Source organism: Gordonia sp. NPDC003585, assembly GCF_040610755.1.
GTDB lineage: Bacteria > Actinomycetota > Actinomycetes > Mycobacteriales > Mycobacteriaceae > Gordonia.
In genome coordinates, this window is the sequence record NZ_JBEXMX010000019.1 from 46,139 (window position 1) to 65,998 (window position 19,860).

Genomic DNA, 19,860 nt, shown 5'->3' on the forward strand with positions numbered 1-19,860 from the left:
AATGCCAACCGATAGACTGGTCGCCCGTGAGTCTCACCCTGGGAATCGTTGGGCTGCCCAACGTCGGCAAATCCACCCTGTTCAACGCGCTGACCCGTAACGACGTCCTGGCGGCGAACTACCCGTTCGCGACCATCGAACCGAACATCGGTGTGGTGGAACTGCCTGACGCACGCCTGCATCGGCTTGCCGAGATCTTCGGCAGCGAACGCATCCTGCCCGCGACGGTGTCCTTCGTCGACATCGCCGGGATCGTCAAGGGCGCGTCCGAGGGCGAGGGCATGGGGAACCAATTCCTGGCCAACATCCGGGAGGCCGACGCCATCTGCCAGGTGGTCCGGGTGTTCGCCGACGACGACGTCGTCCATGTCGACGGCCGTGTCGACCCGCTGTCGGACATCGGTGTCATCGAGACCGAGCTCATCCTCGCCGACCTGCAGACCATCGAGAAGGCGCTGCCGCGTCTTGAGAAGGACGCCCGCAAGAACAAGGATCTCGCCGAGACCGTAGCGGCCACGCAGAAGGCGCAAGAGATCCTCAACTCCGGGAAAACGCTCTTCTCGCAGAAGGATTCGTTCGATCTCGCCGCGGTTCGCGAGCTGCACCTGATGACCGCGAAGCCGTTCCTCTACGTCTTCAACGCCGACGAGTCGGTGCTGACCGACGACGCTCGCAAGAAGGAACTGCTCGACGCGATCGCACCGGCCGACGCCGTTTTCCTCGACGCCAAGGTGGAGAGCGAACTCCTCGAACTCGACGAGGAGGATGCCCAGGAACTCCTCGACTCGATCGGCCAGACCGAACCCGGCCTGCGCTCGCTGGCCCGAGCCGGGTTCCACACCCTGGGCCTGCAGACCTACCTCACCGCCGGTCCAAAGGAGTCCCGCGCCTGGACGATCCACCGCGGCGACACCGCGCCCAAGGCGGCCGGTGTCATCCATACCGACTTCGAGAAGGGCTTCATCAAGGCCGAGATCGTCTCCTTTGACGACCTCGACTCCGCCGGATCGATGGCCGCAGCCAAGGCCGCAGGCAAGGTGCGGATGGAGGGCAAGGACTACGTCATGGCTGACGGGGACGTGGTGGAGTTCAGGTTCAACGTTTAGCTGAGTTTCGTTTCGGCAACACCGAAAGTGCTCGCTGATGGTCGCGTGTCAGGTCTGTGGAGCGATGGGTGGCCGCGCAGGGAGCTTGACTATATAGTCGGATATATAGTTAGGAGGGCAGTGATGGCCGTCACCAGTGTTGATCTGGATTCGAAGCTTATTGAGCGTGCCCGAGCCCTCACGGGTGAGCGATCGAACCGGGCCGTGATCGACCTCGCGTTGCGCAGGCTCGTCGCCTCGAAACAGAAGGCCGCGATGATCGAAGGAATCGCAGGACTGACCGATCTTGAAGGCGAACTCGGCGCGCCTGTGGCCTCACCAGGTGATGTCGAGTCTGTGTGACCGACTACCTGGTCGATAACTCGGTCTGGGCGAGACTGGCCACCGGGGACCCGGGCGTCACTGCGAGGCTGCGCCGCATTGAGCGAGCGCCGGCGGACCTGTTCGTCACGTGTCCGCCCCAGGCGCTCGAGTTCTGCCACAGCGCCCGGACACGCGAGGAGCACCTGCGCTACCGCGAACAGATCTCCCTCGGATTTCCGCTTGAGCACGCGCCTGACGAATCGCTCGTGCTCGACATTCAAGCCGCACTATGGAATACAGGGCTGGTCCGTGCAGCGGGCTCGCTCGACATCCTGATTGCCGGCTACGCCATCGTCAACGATGCGACGGTGCTCGCCGCGGACCACGACTTCGAGCACATCGCGAGGGTGTCGGATTTGCAATGCGAGTACGTCGCACCCTCGCCATGACATCTTCAGCGTTGGGGCCCAATCGATTCGGGCGCCACATTATGGACGAGGGACGAGCGTCTGAGGACGGTGTGCGTGGTAGTGGGAGTTCAACCAGTCCGTGAGTGACGTTATCGACGAACCGTGGTCCGCGTGAGTCGATCTGCTCGACAACCAGCGGCCATGATGGGATTCCACTGGTAGCCTGTTCCCATGGAAGCCACGATCGACTCGGGCGGACGACTGCTCTTGCCCAAAGCCCTTCGCGAGCACTTGGGAATCGCGCCCGGATCCACCGTCGACATTTCGCTGTATGGCGGGGGTCTCCAGGTGACCCCGGGTGGACGAACCGCGCGGCTGGTCAAGGGAGCCGACGGGCATCTGGTCGCCGAGTCTGAAACCGCGGTGACCGACGAGGTCATGTTCGGATTGATCGATTCCAGCAGACGGTGAGCGTGAGTCAACGATTCGCCGTCGACACAAGCGTTGCGGTGCCGTTTCTCGTGGCTTCCCATGCTGCTCATGAAGTTGTCAGATCCCGGATTGGCGGCCGGCCGCTTGCGCTCAGCGGGCATGCTCTGCTGGAGACCTATTCAGTGCTGACTCGCCTGCCTGGCGACGCGCGAGTGGCTCCGCCGGATGCGGTGCTGCTGATCGACGACAACTTCGTCGAGACGCTTGGGCTCCCCGAAGGTGTTGTGGCCGAGGCTCATCGGCTCCTTGCCCGATTCGGAATAGCCGGTGGGGCGACCTACGATGCTTTGGTCGCATTGGCGGCCCGAGAGAACGACGCCGTCTTGATCACGCGCGATGCCCGGGCACGGCCTACCTACGACGCGGTGGGTGCGCGGGTAGAGGAGATCGTGGGGTGAAACGTGACGCGGGCGAATCGCGGCGGTCTATTGACGACGCCGACTATCTGGCTCAGCTCGACGCGTGACTGAGATCGGCTCCTCAGTGCCCGGCTCCGGGATATTCCCGGAGGACCGCCCTCACGGGCCCGATCTCAGTCATCGACTCGGCCGCCAGTACACGTTCGGCGATGAGTCGTCGACGACCACAGGCGTGGCCGACACACGCTGTCGCACCGTGGGTTTCACGGCTCTGCATAGACTGACGCCAGGGCCAGGTCACAAGTGGGGCAGCAATCTGGTGAGGACAACCCAGTCGGTCACGCAGTCACGACCGTGCCGCGGCCTCGACGTCCGCGTCGACGTGGCGTCGTGTGGCCATCAGCACCGTCACGCAGGCGAATAGCGGTGGCAGTGGGCACAGCACCGCGAGGCTGAGTGATCCCAGGGCGTCGTCTCCGCGGTCGAGAAGCGTTGTCGCGCATCGAATCCGAGGAGCGTCGAGCCGGGGTGAGTGACCAGTCTCACCCTCGGGAAGGACGCGGCAGAGCGCTCTCACCGCTCCGGAGCATCGCCCTCCGCGGGGTCGCCCCCGGGTTCGTCTGGTGGTGGTTCAACGGCAGCGGCGACCTGGTCGGCCAACTCCAACCCGGCGCCCGCGTAGACGTTGAACGCAATGCCGATGCCATTGTCGGTGGCCCAGTGCACTTCGTCTTCATAGCGTGCCGCCGAAGCGACCTGACCTCTGAAACCCGACTTGCGCAGGCATTCGAGCGCGACGACGTTGGCGCTGTGATTCGGCATCGCCAGCACGGCGTGCCGCACCGAATCAGAACGTCGCAGACGGACCCAGAAGTCCAGGTCGGTCGCGTCGGCCTCGATGACCCGGACGCCTCGGTCGGTGAGTCGCTGGATTCGACTTTCGTCGTAGTCGACGCCGACCACCCGCATTCGATACCGCTCGGTCAGGCGCTGATAGGTGGCAAATCCAACCCGGCCCATTCCGATGACGACGACCTCGGCGTCACCCGCGTCCCCGGGCCGCTCTTCGGGCTGCAGGTTGTGTTCGTCTTGGACGGGCAGGCGCGCGACGATCCGTTCCGCGAGCTGGTTCCCACGGCCGTTGACCACCGCGGATATGACGAAGCTCAAAGCGACGGCAATGGACAGTTCGACCAGCCATGTATGAGTCAAGAGCCCAGCACTCACCCCGACCGAGACGACGATCAGGCCGAACTCGGAGTAGTTCATCAGGCCCAGGCCGGCCAGGATTGCGGTCCGGTATCGCAGCTTCATCAACGTCAACAACGCCGTGTAGCCGGCCGCCTTGATCGGCAGCAGCACCATCATCAGAAGGGCGACGCCGATCGTGGGCATGTCGGGCAGGCCGGTGAGCCCGATCGACACGAAGAACGCCACCAGCAACAGTTCCTTGATGTGGAACAACGACCGGGACAGTTCGGTGGCTGCCGGATGCGACGCGAGCAGCATGCCGACGATCAGGGCACCCAGATCGCCCTTGAGGCCGACCGACGAGAACCAGACGTATCCCGGGACCAACGCCATCACGATCCCGAACAGTGACTGCATCTCGCCGTGGCCCAGGCGTCCCCACACCCGACGTGCCACCAACGTGAGCGGCCACAAGCCCACCAGCGTGAGCGCCCACGGGCTGGGGGCGTGCCCGGCGGTCGCGGTCAGGAAGATCACGGCGATGAGATCCTGCATCACCAGGATGCCGATACACACGCGGCCGTAGAGGGAGGTCGATTCGCCTCGCTCGTCGAGGATCTTCACCACGAAGACGGTGCTGGAGAATGACAACGCGAAGCCCAGCAGGGCTATGGTCTGCAGGCTTTGTCCGACCAGCATCGACACCCCGGCCACCGCTGCCAGCCAGATCAGCGCACCGCCGAGGACGACGCTGCACAGCATATGTACCGACGTCGTCAGCCACACCTCGCGGCGCAGCAGGGTTCGCACGTTGAGTTTGAGACCGATCGCGAACAGGAGCAGGGTGACCCCGAGGTCGGCGAGCGTCTCCAACTGCGGCAGGTCTTCGACGTTGATCGCGTTGAGAACGAAGCCGGCCGCCAGGAATCCGACCAACGGGGGCAGCCGCAGCACCATCGCCAGGCCACCGAGCCCGAAGGTGATGACGAGATAGATGGCGGCCACCGTCATGCGTTCGTCCTGTCGTGTGCGGTGCGGTGATGCGGACCCACCTCACCCTAAGCGGGTCCGCGATCGAAACACGACATCCGCGGTGCGCGCGTGTGAAATCCGCGGAACTCTGCCGGGCGGCGAAATCATTCGCTTTGCGGATCGTCGGGGTAGGCAATCGATTTCCTCGCCGTCGAGATCGCGACGAGATCGAATCCCGTCTTGCGTCGTCGGATTGCCTGCCGTCTTCACCGAGGAGATGCCGGAATGGGAATCCCGACTGCTTGCCATGTGGAGTTCGACGGTGGAGTGTGCGTGAGTGGCATCGATTCAGACCTTGACCGAGGAGGAGCGTCGCGTCGTTGCGCGATGGGCGGTGACCTGCGCCGAACGCGTACTCCCGATGTTCGACGCCGAACCGATGGCGCAGGAGCAGATTCGCGATGCGGTCGTGCGCACCCGGGCCTTCAGTGCCGGGTCGAGTACTGCGGCCGAGGAGATCCGGAAGCGACTTGTCGCGGTGAAGGCAGCCAAGGCCGCGACCACCCCGCAGGGGGCGGCGGCTGCCCGGTCGGTTGCCCAGGCTGCCTCGGTCGCCCACATGGGTGCGCATGCGTTGGGCGCGGCCGCCTACGCGGTCAAGGCCATGTCGTTGGCCAATCCGGCTCGACCCGAGGCGGTGACCGACGAGATTGCGTGGCAGTTGGCGGCGTTGACCGACGAAGAACAATCGATCTTGCGGCAGCTTCCGCCGGTCGGTAGCGACTCCTCCGGACCGCTGGGGCCGGGCCTGATGTCGCGCGGAATCCTGGGCGATGTGATTCGTGAGCTCCAGGCACAGATTGCGTAAAAGGTGGTGCGCGTGTGGCCAAAGTTATGCGTGGTGTGTCGTTGTCGGTGATACTGCACCGATGATGGTATTGAAGCGAGGCGCTGCGCTCGCCGTTTCGGCGGTGCTGATCGCGGTCGCGGGATTGATGGCCACCCAACCCGGCGCCAACGCCGCGCCGAGCGGCTGGCGCTACACCCTCGTGGGGTTCAGCAACACCAGCGACGTCTACATGGACGTCTACCAGTCGTCTAATGGCACCCAGTTCAGCCCGCTGGCGAAGCCGGCGTATCGGCCGCCGTCGGGGCGCGTGCGTGACCCCAGCATCTTCCGCAACGCCGACGGTTGGTACTACGTCACCTACACCACGGTCGATGGCGCGAACATCGGCTTCGCGCGCAGCCGCGACCGTATCCACTGGGCGTTCATGCACAACTATCCGGTTCCGTTCTGTTGCGCGTTCCTGCCCGGCACCGGCGACGGTAAGGGACTCGGCTCGTCGAGCGGGCCGGGTTCGTCCGGGTCGGCAGGCTCCAGCGACGGTCCGTCGCTCTCGCCGTTCACCACCAAGGCCTGGGCGCCCGAATGGTTTGTGGAAGGCGGGCGAGTCCATGTCATCCTGTCGATGTCGACCGGCGGCGGCTTTGTGCCCTACCTCATGACGGCGCTCAGCTCCGACTTCCGCGTGTGGAGCATCCCGACCCCGATCGCCGGGATCGGCGCCGACCACATCGACACCACCGTCGTGAAGGTCGGCTCGGTGTATCACGCCTTCACCAAGAACGAGACCAAGAAGTTCATCCAGCACGCGGTCGCCAGATCACTCGCCGGGCCGTACCGGTTTATCCCACCAGGGAATTGGGGGACCTTTGTCGAGGGGCCGGCTGTGGTTCAGTTGCCCAGCGGCGCGTGGCGCATCTATTTCGACGCGTACCGCGACGGTAAGTACTATTACTCCGACAGCACCGACGGGATGCGTACCTGGTCGAGCAGGACGTTGCTTCCCGGATTGTCCGGATCGGTGCGGCACTTCGGTGTGATGCGTCAACCGGCCTGACCACGCGTCGGTAGCACTCTGTGTTCTGTCGGAGAATCTGTACGCTGCAGCACGCAGATTCTCGGGTACGACCCAGGATGTCAGCGAAGGAGTCAGCGAATGGCGTTGGCGCGCACCAGTCCACCGTCGCGGGAGATCATGGTGACGTTGCGGTGCCGGGGCCGCTCGGGTGCGCGGTCGGTGAGTTCGAGGTCCACGCGACGCAGGATCTCGGTGACCACGATCCGGAGCTCGGCCATGGCAAGGGTCGCTCCGAGACACCGCCGGTTGCCGCCGCCGAACGGCATCAGCGTGTGCGACGCGGGCCGGACGCCGAGGAAGCGTTCCGGGGTGAACTCGAAGGGACGCGGATAGATGTCGTCGCGGTGGTGGAGCAACAGGATACTGATCAACGCGACCGTGCCCGGATCAACGCGATACGCACCGAACTGCCACGGCTGCAAGAGTTCCCGAGCTACCAGCGGTACCACCGGCCGCGCGCGCATTGACTCGTTGAGCAACGCTTCGATGTAGTCGTCGTCGCCCGCTCTCGCGGCATCCCGCGCATCGCGGTAGACGTCGGGGTTACGGGTGAGGCGTTCGAAGGTCCAGGCGACGGTGTTGGCGGTGGTTTCGTGCCCGGCGAGGACGAGGGTGAGTAGTTCGTCGCGGATTTCGCTGTCCGGCAACGGCATACCATCGTCGGTCCGTGCTGCGAGCAGGAGCGCTGCGATATCGGTGCGCTCGACCGACGACGATTCGGCGCGCCGTTCGGCCAGCAGCGCGGCGATCGCCGCGTCGACCGGCCGCAAGATGAGCTTGGTGATCCCGACCGGATTCTCGTTGAAACTGTTGGCCAACTGGGCAACCGTCGCCAATGGATGAGTGGACCACCGAAGCATCCGGACCATCGACGACCGAAGCGCGTGTTCGGCTTCGGTGTTCGGGACACCGTCGGGCAGACCAAAGACAGCGGCCATGATGACGTCGAGAGTGAGCTGTTGTGCCATATCGGCGAGCCGTATGGGTTGGCCGACGGGCCAAGAGTCGATATGTGTGGCGGTCGCGGTCTCGATGCTCTCGCGGTATGCCGCCACGGACTTGCCGTGGAAACGCGGCATGAGCAGTGTCCGTTGACGACGATGCCGCGGCCCGATCGAGGTGAGAACGGAATTCGGTCCGACGATCGGCCGCAGCGGCGACTGCCGGGTGGCCGACGGCGCGATGTCCGGGTCAGCGGTCATGACCGACCTGATGTGCGACGGATTGGTCAGCACGGCAACCGAATTCGGACCTCCCGGGAACTTGTAGCGCAACAGGTCGCCGTGCTCGGCCGCATCGGCGAAGAACATGTCGCCTTGACGGGTGACGATCTGCAGTGAGGTCCAGAGTGTATTCGGCCGCAGGTAGGTGGCCGGTGCGTTCGGTGCCGGCTCGTCGGCGACCGGGCGAGCGGAGCGACGGGGAATGTCGATCGGACCGGCGTCGTCGTCAGCACCGGTGATACCCGACGGGGAATCGGCGGCCGCGAGGTGCCAGCGTCGGGGTGCCTTCGTGAACGACAGAGTGGTTCGGAGGTCGTAGGTGGTCATGATCGCCTTGCGTCACGAGCGTTCAGGGCGGCGCTGAACTCTCGCGCCCTCATGTCCAGCCCGTGGCGATCGTGCAGCAGGGCGGCCATAGCGAGAAGCACGAACACGGCGATAACGAGAACCCACACAGCCGATCTCCTTCCAAGGTGCCGACTTCTGCGGCGCTTGGCATCGACGCTAATGCGGTGGTCCGGTCGGATCAGCGGGCTGCAGGTGGAATCTCGCTCCGCCCACGGATGGAGTTGCATGTCCACCCGTGGGTGGAGGGGGTGATTGGTTGTGCTCTGTCCGACGGCGTCAGAGGACGATGCAGGTGCCGGAGAGGTTGATGCCCGAGCCGACCTTGATCGTCTTGATCGGCGGCCGTGAGCGGTCGCCGTAGTGGAAGGCGCTCACGTAGTAGGTGCCCGGCACCTTGGGTGTCCAGTAGGCGGTCAACATGCCATTCATGGGTCGCTTGTTGGTGGCCAGGAACACGGTGGCTGCCTGATTGGGGCCCAGCCGTCGGGCCGCGACCACCGTGACGGGCCGGTCATTGGTGACCTTGGCGCTGACGGCATACGTGCAACTCGTCCCGACCATCGCGTCCGACGAACTGACTGTCTGACCCGTGGGCATGATCCTGACCGACGTGACCGCCGCGTTGGCCGGAGCTGCCAGCCCGATGGTCAATGCGGTTGCGCCGACGGCGACGCCTACGGTGGCGAGTGCGCCCTTCCAGACGGATTTCACAGACACGATGACTTCTCCTCGGTTGTTGGGACGCACGCCCTCGACACGTACGGATCCCCACGGTAAGCACGGGTCGGCGCCGATCGCGGTTGATTCGCCAAACGTTCAGACTCGCCGACGATCACCAGATCACGGCGATGGCTGCAGCCGACAGCGACAGCAGCAGGGCGGTGACGAACAGTGGCCGCGGAACAGCCACGCCGGTCCTGCGTTGGCGGGCGGCACCCATGCCGAGGATTCCACCGAGAATCACGAGGATCGTCAGCTTCACACCGATCTTGACGTAGTTGAGATGGACACCGTCGGGCCACGGCGTGGCCAAGACGAGCCCTGTGATCAGCGATAGCAGCAGGCCGTAGTCCATCAGTTTCGTGAAGCGCCAGCGCGCCGCAACTGCCTCGGCGACGAGCGCGCCGAAGGTGATCGCGAAACCGACGATGTGCACAAGCACGACGACGCTGCGTAGTACATCCATGGTGTCAGGATTTCACGGTGTTGGGCGCATGGGCGCCTCGCTGAGTGTGCGATGTGTGACGAATCGCCGGGGCGCCCCCGACAGCGGGTCGGTGAAGTCCACTTGCCGAGCCAGCAACTGGAGGGGGAGTGAGTGATCGTCGGGCTCTTCGGGTAGGAGATCCGGGTACCACCGATCACCCAGGATGCTCGCCCCGAGCGCCGCCAAATGCACGCGCAACTGGTGCATCCGCCCGGTGTGCGGGCGCAGAATCGTATGCAGCACAGCCCGTCCCGACGCGCTCACTCCGTAACCGAGCACGTCGACCTCCGTTTCCGAGTTGGGCACTCGTGACTCGTCGACGACGACGCGCAACTCGCCGCGTCGTGCCTCGATGTGATTGCGATAGACCAGCGGAAGGGGCCGTCCGGCCAGCATCGGACGGTCGGGGTCCCAGTCCGGCGGCCGGGCCGACACCGCCTCGTACACCTTGGCCACCTGTCGCTTCTCGAAGAGCGATTGGTAGGCGCCGCGTGTGGCCGGTCGGGCGGAGAACATCACCAGGCCCGCCGTCGCACGGTCGAGTCGATGGATCGGTGTCAGATCGGGGTTGTCGAGGCGGATGCGCAGCCGGACGAGCGCCGATTCGCGCAGGTACCGGCCGCCGGGCGTCGTCGGCAAGAAGTGTGGCTTGTCGATCACGACGAGGTCGTCGTCGGCATGCAGGATCTCTTCGTGAAACGGCACGGGTTCCTCGGCGGGCAGATCCCGGTAATACCAGATGAACGTGTGTGCGCCCAAAGGAGTCTCGCGGGCGATCGGTGTGCCGTCGGCACCCACGATCTCACCGGCATCGAACCGGCGGAACAGTTCGTCGGCGTCGAGGTGGTCGAATTTGGCCACCACGTACTCAGCGAGCGTGGCCCACGGTCCAGATGCGGGAACGCGCAGGCGTGTCGGCCCGACGCCGTCCCGGACGGGAAGAGGCGCGGGCATCGGCATGGACACGATCATCGCATCGTCCGCCGACCTGCGATGTCACCTGTCGGTGAGTTTCCGCATCGTGATGGCCTTGTCGACACCGACGAAAGCCGGTGCGATCAACGACAGTCCCACCACCACCAACCACTGTCCGCCAGTGAGCGAGACGGTGTCGAGCAGACGCTGGAGCATGCCGAGTTCGACGGCCGCCCAGGTGAGCGACCAGCCGGCAATGAGCCACCCGAAGTACGGGAACATCGGCTGCGTCCACGGTGCCTGCTTCTCTCGCCGCATGATCACGCCGAGGTTGACGCCGCTGAGCGCCACCACCGCAAATGCCATCGTCATCGACGACGACCCGGCGTCGGCGGACGGCTCGTCGGGACCCCACTGGAGCACGGCCAGCGCGGAGGCGGCGATGAGGAAGCCGCTGGCCACCCACCGGGCGATCTGGGCGCCGTTGACGATCTTGGTGCCCGGTGCGCGCGGCGGGCGCTCCATCACGCCCGGATCGGGTACGTCGACGATGAATCCGACGACCACGGTGACCACCACGAAGAACTTGCAGAAGAGCAGCTGCATCGGCAGCATCGCGACGCCGCCGTTGATGTTGAGGATCGTCGCGAACACCATCAGCTGCAGTACCGACGACAGAATTGTCAGCTGGAGCCTGATGTAGGAGGAGATCCGGCGGTAGATGTCGCGGCCGAGTTCCACCGCGCGCACCAGAGTCGCGAAGTTGTCGTCGGTCAGCACGATCTTCGCGGCCTGTTTGGAGACCTCGGAGCCACTGCCCATCGCGACGCCGATATCGGCCTGCTTGAGAGCGGCGGCGTCGTTCACCGCGTCGCCGGTCATCGCGACGATGTCGCCCTGCTCCTGCATCAGGCGGGCCAGGCGGAGCTTGTCCTCCGGGGCGACGCGCCCGAAGACATGCAGGTCGGGGAGCTTTTCCTTGACCTTGTTGTCGTCGAGGCGTTGGAGGTCGGTGCCGGTGATGACGCCCGGGCCCAAGCCGAGCTGGTCGGCGATCGCGCGGGCGGTGATCGTGTGGTCGCCGGTGATCATGCGGACGTCGATGCCGGCACCGAGAGCGGTGTGAACCGCGTCGGTGGCCTCGGTGCGCAGGGGATCGATGATGCCGACGAGCCCGACAAGCACGAGGTCGGCGACCGCCGCCATCGGATCGTCCTGTGCCGCTTGTATTCCGGCGTCGTCGAGGCCTTTCGCCGCAAATGCGAGCACCCGCAGACCCTTCTCGGAGAGTTCCCGGTTGGCGTCGAGGATCTTCTGGCGCATGTCCTCGACCGGCACGATCTCGCCGTGGCGCAGCGCCGCAGAACACCGATCGAGGACGACGTCGGGGCCACCTTTGACGACCACGAAGTGCGGATCGTCGACCACCGTGCTGGTCAGCTGCGGGGGCCGGTCGTGGAAGGTGGCCATGAACTTGTAGTCCGAGTCGAAGGGGACCTCGGTCAACCGGGGAATCGTTCGACGCGTGGTCTCGGCGTCCACGCTCATCTTCGCCGCGAGCACGACCAGCGCCGCCTCGGTGGGATCGCCGATCACCGAACCGTCGTCGGCGACGGTGGCATCCGAACACAGGGCCAGGCCCAAAGCGAGGGGCGTGAAGTCTGGCAATGTGCCTGCGGCGCCGAGGATTGCGCCCGTCTTGGAGTAGCCCGATCCTTCCACCGTGAACCATTGGTCGCCCGCGTAGAGCGAGGTGACCGTCATGGCGTTCATGGTGAGAGTGCCGGTCTTGTCGGAGTTGATGACAGTGGTCCCGCCCAGGGTTTCGACGTCGGCGAGCGACTTCACCACTGCCTTCTCCTCGGCCAGGTGTTGTGCGCCAGAGGACAGCATCGTCTGCACAAAGGTTGGCAGGCCGGTCGGGATCGACGCGATCGCGGTCGAGATGCACAGCAGAGCAAGGGTTTCGCCATCCTGCCCGCGCGCGATTCCAACGATGCCGATCACGGCGACAGCTCCCCACGCGAGGAACCCGAAGACCTTGGTCATCCCGTCGAGCTCACGCTGGAGCGGAGATCGGGTGCGTTTGGTGGCCGTGACCATGTCGGCGATCTGGCCCATCTGGGTCGACGCGCCGGTGGAGGTGACCACGAAAACAGCGGACCCTCGGGTGACCTGGGTGTTCTGGAACACCATGTTGGTGCGGTCGCCGAGCGCGACCTCATCGGCGTCGATGACCGCCGGATCCTTGGCGACGGGTGCGCTTTCGCCGGTCAGCGCGGCTTCCTGCACCTCCAAGGTGGCCGACGTGATGAGCCGACCGTCGGCGGGCACCAAGTCGCCCGCTTCGACGAGCACGACGTCGCCGGGAACGAGGTCTGCAGCCGCCACCTCGGCGACCTGGCCGTCACGCCGCACACGGGCTTGCGGCACTTGAAGATGTGCCAGGGCATCGACGCTGGCCTGGGCCTTCATCTCCTGTCGGGTGCCCATCACCACGTTGAATCCGACCAGGAACGCCACCACGAACCCGGTCGCGAACTGTCCGATCGCGAAGCTTGCGACCGCCACGATGAGCAGCATGATGTTCATCGGGTTCGCGAGTTGACCGCGGGACACCGCCCACAGCGTGGGAGGCGTTTCGGCGGTCACTTGATTCGGCCCGTATTGGTCCAGACGTGCTGCCGCGTCGGTTGCGATCAGACCGAGTTCGGGGTTGACGCCCGCCTGGTCCGTCACGGCGGCTGCCTTGAGCAGATATGGCTGGTGCTGGTGGGTGGGGGCATCGCTGGCGGCGGTCATTCTCGTGCATCCTCTCGATGTTGCGCTGACCGGACCGCTGGCACCGGGCGGCAGTGGTCCGTGTGGCACGGAATCATGATGCACAACATCGGTCACGATCGGTGGGCCGCAGACACTTCTCACTCGGACCGGATGAGACCATGCCAGTCGCGTAATGTCGCCGGCGCCGCCCTGCTCAGAGTCCTGAGTCGTTCACTTTCGCTGGTTCTGCTGTTATCTGACTGCTCCCCAGCGGGTCTTACTGCACAACCCAGAAGGCGCGACTCCCGCCACCACGGGTGATGGGAGGTCACGATGGCGGGAACGCGCTCGCGGACGAGGTGTCCGACTAGGCTTTCGATCCAGGGGTCGACTTCAGTTGCAACGGAGGCGGGGACAGTGACTGCGGGTGGAGAGTTGCGGCGCAGCCTGGGAGTTGGCGATGCGGTGCTGGTCGGTCTGGGGTCGATGCTGGGTGCGGGCGTTTTCGCGGTCCTCGCTCCGGCCGCTCAGGCCGCTGGGTCAGGACTGCTGATCGGACTTCTCGTGGCTGCGGTGGTCGCATACTGCAATGCCACATCGTCGGCGAGATTGGCCGCGCGCTACCCCGTTTCGGGCGGGACCTATGTGTACGGACGGGAACGGCTCGGCGAATTCTGGGGATATCTCGCCGGGTGGAGTTTCGTGGTCGGCAAGACCGCATCGTGCGCGGCCATGGCGCTGACGGTCGGCACCTACGCGTGGCCCGAGTACGCGCATGCGGTTGCCGCGGTGTCGGTGATCGTGGTGACCGCGGTGAACTATTGCGGGGTGCAGCGCTCGGCGTTCGCGACGCGCATCATCGTGGCAGTGGTGCTCGCAATCCTGGCCGGAGTGGTGGTCTCGGCGTTGGGCTCTGGAGCAGCGGATCCTTCGCTGCTCCTTCCGAACTCCGACGTCACTGTGGGCGGCATCCTGCAGGGCGCAGGTCTGCTGTTCTTCGCGTTCGCAGGCTATGCGCGGATCGCCACCCTCGGCGAGGAAGTGCGCGATCCACGGCGCACAATCCCCCGTGCGATCGCATTGGCTCTCGCCATCACCCTCGTCGTGTACGCCGCGGTCGCGGCCGCCGCACTGATGGTCTTGGGTCCGGCAGCGCTCGCCTCCGCCGACGTACCCTTGGCGGCGGTGGTGCATGCGGCCGGGGCCGACTGGCTCGAGCCCGTCGTCCGCGTGGGGGCCGTGGTGGCAGCCGTGGGGTCGTTGCTTGCGCTTATGCTCGGGGTGTCGCGCACGACGCTGGCGATGGCGCGTGACGGGCACTTTCCGCGTGCACTGTCGGCGGTGCATCCGCGATTCCACGTCCCGCATCACGCGGAGCTCGTGGTGGGTGCGGTGGTAGCCGCCGTGGCGGCGTTCGCCGACCTCTCGGCGGCGATCGGGTTTTCGTCTTTCGGAGTGCTGCTCTACTACGCGATCGCCAATGCTTGCGCCTGGACGCTCCCGTCCGAGGCGGGCCGGCCCCGCAGACTGATGCCCCGCAGACTGATACCCCGCAGAGTGATACCCGCTGTCGGTTGTGGAGGTTGCGTGGTGTTGGCCTTCACCTTGCCGGGATCGGCGGTGCTGACGGGAGTCGCGGCCGTTGCGGTGGGCGCTGTGATCTACGCAGTTCGTCGAACCTGATCCGGTTGGTGCCCTGCGGCAACCTGAAGCAACGCGCGAGCGCTCACGTCCCGCGCTTGCCGACGGGCCGCCGCAATGCTGTTCTCTGAAGGCACGCGCAGTCGCAGCCCCTCGGGGTGAATCTGGAAGTGCATCGGCGTCGGTAGATCCAGGGCCTCGCCGTCGACGCCGGCGAAGGCTCGACCGCTCCGGGCCCGAATCTCCAGGCTCTCCGTGGTGAATTCGTGCCAGAACGGGCTCGCCTTGCGAAAACCGATCGCCGACATCGTCATCAGGCGCACCGCGTCGGCACTCGTCGCCGTCGACACCGCGATCACCCCGAGTTGGCCGGTGTCCATGCGCCGCCGCGTCGCGCTGTCAGGTGAGAAGGTCGCAGCGTAGGGATTGTTGGACACCAGGATCATGAACGCGCCATCCACTTCTTGGCCGGACGGGGTGGTGAATTGCAGGTCGAAGGGTTCCGCGGTGCTGCCGAGCAGTTCGGGCAGCATCGCTGCTGCGGTGCCGGCCTTGTCGGCGCGATAGGAATTCTGCTGGACGACAGTCGCATACACGCCCAGCGACACATTGTTGACGAACAGGCGATCGTTGACGGTGGCGTAGTCTACGCGACGTTCGATCCCGTCGGTGAATGCCCGGAGGGTCGACAGTGGGTCCTCGCGATCGAGTCCGAGGTCGAGCGCGAAATGGTTGCGGGTCCCGGCGCTGACACAGACGAACGGGATGTCGTGCTCGATGGCCACCGATGCGACGAGGGCTTGCGATCCGTCACCGCCGGCCATGCCCAGGCAGTCCGCGCCGCGGGCCACGGCGTCGCGCGCCAGCTGCTCGAGGTCGTCGTCGGGGCCGAGGATGATCGTCTCGACACCCAACTCGTGGGCTGCGGCGACCACGCCGAAACGCTCGACCTTCCCGTCCCCGGACTTCGGATTGCAGATGAGGACGGGCTTTTCGGGGCGCCGTGCCGCCTGGGGGACTGCCGAAGTCAACTCCCGAATCGTCGGCGCGAGCGCGTAACGCGCTGCCGCGGTCGAAATGGCCAGGATGAGAATGGCGATGAACAGGCGGAAGGCCATTCCGTCGGTGGTCGACACCACGTGGGCCAGTCCGAGAGCGATGATGATCAGGCCGACGACGATCGCGACGGCGCCCAGAATCCGCCGAACGGCACGCTCGGTGATCACCCACCATGCCCCGGCGACGGTGATGGCGAAGCCGATCAGGCCGATCAGGACCGAGAGACCACTCCGGATCAGGAAGGCGATGAGCAGAACACCGACCGCGGAGACACCGACCAGAGCGATCACTGCACTCACTCGACGTTCGATGCTCACCATCGTTCACCCCGTTCCGTCCCACGGCCGGTGATCGCGGCCACCGGTGATCGTGTCACATTTCCGGTGGTGGCGGACGGATGCGGGCCGTCGGACTCGGTTCGGCGGCCCGCACGTCAGCTGTCACTGATTAGGTGGGATCCGCCCAGGGTCCGATGCTGCGGGAGCGGACCGGCTGCACCGGGCGGGGTGCAGCCGTGTGCGGGTAGCCCTCGCCCCAGTTGGTCGGGGTGCCGAGCATCTCGATCTTGGCGTCCTCGGTGTACCAGTCGACGAGGTCCTTGTCGGACCGCAGAATCCAGGTGCAGCCGAGCTCGTGGTGCGCGGTGAAGTCGCCGTGCCGGACAAAGGCCGGACGCCAGAAGTAGGTGCCGGGCCACATCGTGCCGAAGCTGTACTCGAATCCGCCTTCGAGGCAGTACGCCTCCTCGCTGCATGGGTGGTGGGCGAGGGGGTGTTCGCGCCACCCGGGCTTCGCCTTGATCAGACGCGTGTAGAAGCCGGTCTTCTCGTCGCGGTGGAGCAGCTTGATGTACAGGCCGGGTACCGGCGTGCCGCCGAGGTCGAAGCGCATCGGGCTGCCGTCCTTGACGTCGATCCACGGTATGTCGGCGGTCGGCAGCACGATCAGCTGCTGATCGGCGCGGACCGATGCGAGATCGGAGTCGCGGGGCTCGAACGTCCAGTCGCCGAACTCGCGCCACAGCAGGATCTCGGTGCCCTCCGTCACCGTGATCGGCGGCGTCCAGACACCGATCGGCGCGTGCCAGTAGCCCTCTGGGCCCAGCACGGTGTCACCGATCGTCACCTCGCCGGACAGCACATACCACTCGGTCTCCGCCGAATGCACGCTGGCCGGGCGCGACCAGTCGCTGGTGAAGTGCACCTTGAGCGACGCGGAGCCGTCCTCCTCGTCGTAGCACAGGTTGCGTTGCTTCGCGGTCCCGGTGGCGTGCTCGAATTCTGCGATGTGCCACAGCAGATCGCGTTCGTCGATGGTCTCGACATGTGGTCGCATCGGAACCCCCCATGTGTTCGGTCGGTAAGGAGTTAACGATCCAAACTGTATCGGTATCCGATTAACGGTGCAACATGTATCGTTAAATCCGTGACCAAGACAGGACGACCGGCGGGACCCGCCGCCGACACGACCGAGGTGGTGCTGACCGCGGCACTCGACCTCCTGCTCATCGAGGGGGCCGCCGCGCTCACGGCTCAGCGGTTGCATCAGGTGACCGGGGTGTCACGCTCCACCATCTACCGCCACTGGGCGACGCCGATCGACGTGCTGTCGGCGTTGATCGACGTCGCGCCGACACCCGCGCAGACCCACACCGGCGACCCGGTGCAGGATCTGCACGCGGAGGTCGACGCACTGTGTGATCGCCTGCGGGACAAGCCTGTTGGTGCCTTCCTGCAAGCTCTCGCCGCGTTGGCGGCCACCGACTCGGCTGCGGTCGATCTTCGTCAGCGCTACGTCGACGACCTGCTCGCCCCTTTCCAATCGATCGCCCGCAGCAGTGGCCTGGTGCGGATACTCGCCGACGACGCGGTGACCGCCGTCGTCTCCCCACTACTTGTCGACGCCCTACTGCTGGGCCGGCAGCCCAACAGATCCCGCGCACACCGCGCGGTCGATCTTCATTTCGCTGGAATAGAGGTGTCATGACCAACGTCGTCGGCTCACGGGCTGTGTTCGGAGTGATCGTTCCGAGTACCAATACCGTTGTGGAACACGACTATTGGCGCAGCGACATCGACGGTGTCGCGTTCCGGGCCGGTTCGATGTACATCCCGCATCCGGTGATGGACGACAACGCGGGATTCGAGGCGCTGCTCGGACAGATTCGCGCCTCCATCGACGACGCGGTGCGCGACGTCCTCACCGCGGAGCCCGACCGAATGGTCATGGGGATGTCTGCGGAGACCTTCTGGGGTGGCGTCGACGGAAACGCGGCGTTCGAGCAGCGGCTTCGCGATCGGACCGGACTGCCCGTCACCACCGGGGCCAGCTCGTGCCGCGCAGCCCTCGAGACACTCGGTGCACGTCGTATCGCGGTGTTCTCGCCGTACCAGCCGATCGCCGACGTCGAGGTCGGCCGGTTCTTCACCGAAGCGGGCTTCGATGTCGCCGCCATCACCGGATTGCGTTGTCGCACTGCGATGGACATCGCCCGCGTCGATGTGCCCCGGCTACGCGAGGTGGTCGCCGAACTCGACGGACCCGACGTCGACGCCATCGTCCAGGTGGGCACCAACCTCTCGTTCGTCGGGCTCGCCGACGAACTCGAAGCCGAACTGGGCAAGCCGGTGGTCGCCATCAACTCCGCAACCCTGTGGCACGCGCTTCGCGATCACGGCATCGCCGACCAGGTCAAGGGGTGCGGACAGTTGTTGCGCGAGTACTGATTCGAAGAGTACTTCCTTCGGCCTAGGGTGTGTGTTCCTGCTAGCGCTGACGCAGAGGTCGGAGGTAGTCGCTGATCGCCGGCAGGTCGACGACGAGGGTATCCCAGACCGCGCCGTAGTCGGTTCCGTCGTAGTGGTGCGCGAGGCGATCTCGCATCGGTTTGATCAGCGACCACGGCACTTCGGGATGCGCTTCGGTGGTTTCGGCGCTGAGTCGGGCGACGTTCTCACCGATCTTCACGATCAGCGACTCCGCGGCGAGTCCCGGTACGTTGTCGACGTCTCCCGTGTACCACTCGTGACCACGCGCGACCAGGTGGGCCCCAATGCCGCAGAGTCGAACGATCTCTCGCAGAATTGATGCGTCACGGGAATTCATATTGCAACCGCGGTGGCGAGAATGTCGTGGTCGGGGCGAAGGCCACCGTCCGACACCACATCCACCTCAACACCGAGTAGTTCACCGGCGGCGACCGCGAACGCGGCGAGAGTGAGAAGGCCGGTACCTTCCGAACGAGTGACAAGAAGGTCGAGGACGCTGCCCGGCCGATCGGTGCCGCGGGCGGCCGAGCCGAACACGCGGGCGTTACTGAGGCCGAACTCTTCGGCGAGCTCCCTGAGCTCGACTCGGTGCGTTGCCAACGCCTCGTGCGGAAGTGGCCGCGCCGACGCCCGCAATCGTTCGATCATCTCCTCCGACGCGCGGCGTCTTCCAGACTCGTACGCTGCGATGTTCGGCTGGGCAACGCCCGATCGTCGGGCGAGTTCGGCTTGACTCAACCCGGCGGCTTCCCGCAGCTCTCGAATCTGATTGGCCACGCGTGCCATAATATCGCATGATATAACCCCTGCTCCAGATCAAAGTTGTGTCACGACGGGCAGATGGATCGGCTTGCTGTCATTGCCGCCGAATCAGAGCGGTTCGCCGAGGTGCTCTCCGATGTGAATCCGGACGCGCCGTGTCCCACGTGTCCTGAGTGGTCGGCGGCGGACTTGCTGTGGCACTTGGTCAACGTTCATGTCTTCTGGGCAGAGATCCTGGGTCGGGGAGTTCTCGACGGGGCCGAACTCGAGGCCGTCGAGGCCGCGAAGCCCGCCCGTCCCGACACGGTCGCGGCAATGCTTCCGCTGCGGGCCGAGGCGACCGCTGCACTGCTCGACCAGCTCGAACGCCGAGCCGACGACGAGCCGTGCTGGTCGTGGTGGCCGGCGGACCAGAC

Annotated in this window: 21 protein-coding genes; 11 read left to right on the top strand and 10 right to left on the bottom strand. The window is 65.5% G+C overall.

Annotated elements, in window-relative coordinates; genetic code table 11:
* Positions 1-26 precede the first annotated feature (26 nt).
* From ychF to ABZW74_RS07375, 5 genes are all read left to right on the top strand, one after another.
* On the top strand, positions 27-1,106 hold the full coding sequence (ychF, locus tag ABZW74_RS07355; protein WP_240862165.1) for a redox-regulated ATPase YchF: 1,080 nt from the start codon (positions 27-29) through the stop codon (positions 1,104-1,106).
* Between the two features lie 123 nt (positions 1,107-1,229).
* A complete protein-coding gene (locus tag ABZW74_RS07360; protein WP_240862164.1) occupies positions 1,230-1,448 on the top strand; it encodes a type II toxin-antitoxin system VapB family antitoxin in 219 nt (72 codons plus the stop codon).
* The gene (locus ABZW74_RS07365; RefSeq protein ID WP_240862162.1) at positions 1,445-1,858 is read left to right on the top strand and encodes a PIN domain-containing protein; all 414 of its coding nucleotides are present in this window, start codon (positions 1,445-1,447) and stop codon (positions 1,856-1,858) included. The genes ABZW74_RS07360 and ABZW74_RS07365 overlap by 4 nt, the downstream gene beginning before the upstream one ends.
* 192 nt (positions 1,859-2,050) lie before the next feature.
* Entirely contained in the window at positions 2,051-2,290 is a 240-nt protein-coding gene (locus ABZW74_RS07370; RefSeq protein WP_355275286.1) for an AbrB/MazE/SpoVT family DNA-binding domain-containing protein, read from the top strand.
* A gap of 2 nt (positions 2,291-2,292) precedes the next feature.
* The gene (locus ABZW74_RS07375; protein WP_240862157.1) at positions 2,293-2,709 is read left to right on the top strand and encodes a type II toxin-antitoxin system VapC family toxin; all 417 of its coding nucleotides are present in this window, start codon (positions 2,293-2,295) and stop codon (positions 2,707-2,709) included.
* Positions 2,710-3,243: 534 nt separating this feature from the next.
* Here ABZW74_RS07375 and ABZW74_RS07380 read toward each other — a convergent pair.
* Positions 3,244-4,872, bottom strand: coding sequence for a cation:proton antiporter family protein (locus ABZW74_RS07380; protein WP_240862155.1), 1,629 nt, complete (start codon positions 4,870-4,872; stop codon positions 3,244-3,246).
* 298 nt (positions 4,873-5,170) lie between these two features.
* Here ABZW74_RS07380 and ABZW74_RS07385 point away from each other — a divergent pair, with 298 nt between their 5' ends.
* Positions 5,171-5,701, top strand: coding sequence for a putative immunity protein (locus ABZW74_RS07385; RefSeq protein ID WP_355275289.1), 531 nt, complete (start codon positions 5,171-5,173; stop codon positions 5,699-5,701).
* A gap of 64 nt (positions 5,702-5,765) precedes the next feature.
* Positions 5,766-6,737 carry an arabinofuranosidase gene (locus tag ABZW74_RS07390; RefSeq protein ID WP_355275314.1) on the top strand — a complete coding sequence of 324 codons (972 nt, stop codon included), beginning with the start codon at positions 5,766-5,768 and terminating at the stop codon, positions 6,735-6,737.
* Positions 6,738-6,829: 92 nt separating this feature from the next.
* Here the strand turns inward: ABZW74_RS07390 and ABZW74_RS07395 are convergent, their stop codons facing one another.
* From ABZW74_RS07395 to ABZW74_RS07415, 5 genes are all read right to left on the bottom strand, one after another.
* Positions 6,830-8,308 (bottom strand): cytochrome P450, encoded by a 1,479-nt coding sequence (locus ABZW74_RS07395; RefSeq protein ID WP_240862151.1) that lies wholly within the window; start codon positions 8,306-8,308, stop codon positions 6,830-6,832.
* A gap of 297 nt (positions 8,309-8,605) precedes the next feature.
* Entirely contained in the window at positions 8,606-9,046 is a 441-nt protein-coding gene (locus ABZW74_RS07400) for a hypothetical protein (RefSeq protein WP_355275291.1), read from the bottom strand.
* 115 nt (positions 9,047-9,161) lie between these two features.
* Positions 9,162-9,515 (bottom strand): Fe-S protein, encoded by a 354-nt coding sequence (locus ABZW74_RS07405; RefSeq protein ID WP_240862146.1) that lies wholly within the window; start codon positions 9,513-9,515, stop codon positions 9,162-9,164.
* Positions 9,516-9,527: 12 nt separating this feature from the next.
* A complete protein-coding gene (locus ABZW74_RS07410; protein ID WP_355275294.1) occupies positions 9,528-10,508 on the bottom strand; it encodes a pseudouridine synthase in 981 nt (326 codons plus the stop codon).
* 24 nt (positions 10,509-10,532) lie between these two features.
* On the bottom strand, positions 10,533-13,253 hold the full coding sequence (locus ABZW74_RS07415; RefSeq protein ID WP_355275296.1) for a cation-transporting P-type ATPase: 2,721 nt from the start codon (positions 13,251-13,253) through the stop codon (positions 10,533-10,535).
* Between the two features lie 378 nt (positions 13,254-13,631).
* Between ABZW74_RS07415 and ABZW74_RS07420 the strand changes: the two genes are divergently transcribed.
* On the top strand, positions 13,632-14,897 hold the full coding sequence (locus ABZW74_RS07420; protein ID WP_308221089.1) for an amino acid permease: 1,266 nt from the start codon (positions 13,632-13,634) through the stop codon (positions 14,895-14,897).
* Here the strand turns inward: ABZW74_RS07420 and ABZW74_RS07425 are convergent.
* Positions 14,876-16,213 (bottom strand): diacylglycerol kinase family protein, encoded by a 1,338-nt coding sequence (locus ABZW74_RS07425; RefSeq protein WP_355275298.1) that lies wholly within the window; start codon positions 16,211-16,213, stop codon positions 14,876-14,878. The genes ABZW74_RS07420 and ABZW74_RS07425 overlap by 22 nt on opposite strands.
* Before the next feature lie 148 nt (positions 16,214-16,361).
* A complete protein-coding gene (locus ABZW74_RS07430; RefSeq protein ID WP_355275300.1) occupies positions 16,362-17,249 on the bottom strand; it encodes a DUF4437 domain-containing protein in 888 nt (295 codons plus the stop codon).
* A 90-nt stretch (positions 17,250-17,339) separates the two neighbouring features.
* Here ABZW74_RS07430 and ABZW74_RS07435 point away from each other — a divergent pair, with 90 nt between their 5' ends.
* Complete coding sequence (locus ABZW74_RS07435) at positions 17,340-17,900, top strand: TetR/AcrR family transcriptional regulator (protein ID WP_240862137.1); 561 nt, start codon at positions 17,340-17,342, stop codon at positions 17,898-17,900.
* Positions 17,897-18,640 (top strand): arylmalonate decarboxylase, encoded by a 744-nt coding sequence (locus ABZW74_RS07440; protein ID WP_240862135.1) that lies wholly within the window; start codon positions 17,897-17,899, stop codon positions 18,638-18,640. Before ABZW74_RS07435 ends, ABZW74_RS07440 begins: the two co-directional genes overlap by 4 nt.
* A 40-nt stretch (positions 18,641-18,680) precedes the next feature.
* Here the strand turns inward: ABZW74_RS07440 and ABZW74_RS07445 are convergent, their stop codons facing one another.
* On the bottom strand, positions 18,681-19,019 hold the full coding sequence (locus ABZW74_RS07445) for a HepT-like ribonuclease domain-containing protein (RefSeq protein WP_240862134.1): 339 nt from the start codon (positions 19,017-19,019) through the stop codon (positions 18,681-18,683).
* Positions 19,016-19,459 (bottom strand): helix-turn-helix domain-containing protein, encoded by a 444-nt coding sequence (locus tag ABZW74_RS07450; protein WP_355275303.1) that lies wholly within the window; start codon positions 19,457-19,459, stop codon positions 19,016-19,018. The genes ABZW74_RS07445 and ABZW74_RS07450 overlap by 4 nt, the downstream gene beginning before the upstream one ends.
* A 63-nt stretch (positions 19,460-19,522) precedes the next feature.
* Here ABZW74_RS07450 and ABZW74_RS07455 point away from each other — a divergent pair.
* On the top strand, positions 19,523-19,860 hold a 338-nt coding region (locus tag ABZW74_RS07455; RefSeq protein ID WP_355275305.1), incomplete at its 3' end, for a maleylpyruvate isomerase N-terminal domain-containing protein.

What these genes read in the sequence shown, in the direction of transcription:
- ABZW74_RS07390 (WP_355275314.1), top strand. Translation starts at nt 5,766, where the DNA reads ATGGTATTGAAGCGAGGCGCTGCGCTCGCCGTTTCGGCGGTGCTGATC.
- ABZW74_RS07415 (WP_355275296.1), bottom strand. Translation starts at nt 13,253, where the DNA reads ATGACCGCCGCCAGCGATGCCCCCACCCACCAGCACCAGCCATATCTG.
- ABZW74_RS07445 (WP_240862134.1), bottom strand. Translation starts at nt 19,019, where the DNA reads ATGAATTCCCGTGACGCATCAATTCTGCGAGAGATCGTTCGACTCTGC.
- ABZW74_RS07440 (WP_240862135.1), top strand. Translation starts at nt 17,897, where the DNA reads ATGACCAACGTCGTCGGCTCACGGGCTGTGTTCGGAGTGATCGTTCCG.
- ABZW74_RS07370 (WP_355275286.1), top strand. Translation starts at nt 2,051, where the DNA reads ATGGAAGCCACGATCGACTCGGGCGGACGACTGCTCTTGCCCAAAGCC.
- ABZW74_RS07395 (WP_240862151.1), bottom strand. Translation starts at nt 8,308, where the DNA reads ATGACCACCTACGACCTCCGAACCACTCTGTCGTTCACGAAGGCACCC.
- ABZW74_RS07410 (WP_355275294.1), bottom strand. Translation starts at nt 10,508, where the DNA reads ATGATCGTGTCCATGCCGATGCCCGCGCCTCTTCCCGTCCGGGACGGC.
- ABZW74_RS07380 (WP_240862155.1), bottom strand. Translation starts at nt 4,872, where the DNA reads ATGACGGTGGCCGCCATCTATCTCGTCATCACCTTCGGGCTCGGTGGC.
- ABZW74_RS07405 (WP_240862146.1), bottom strand. Translation starts at nt 9,515, where the DNA reads ATGGATGTACTACGCAGCGTCGTCGTGCTTGTGCACATCGTCGGTTTC.
- ABZW74_RS07360 (WP_240862164.1), top strand. Translation starts at nt 1,230, where the DNA reads ATGGCCGTCACCAGTGTTGATCTGGATTCGAAGCTTATTGAGCGTGCC.
- ABZW74_RS07430 (WP_355275300.1), bottom strand. Translation starts at nt 17,249, where the DNA reads ATGCGACCACATGTCGAGACCATCGACGAACGCGATCTGCTGTGGCAC.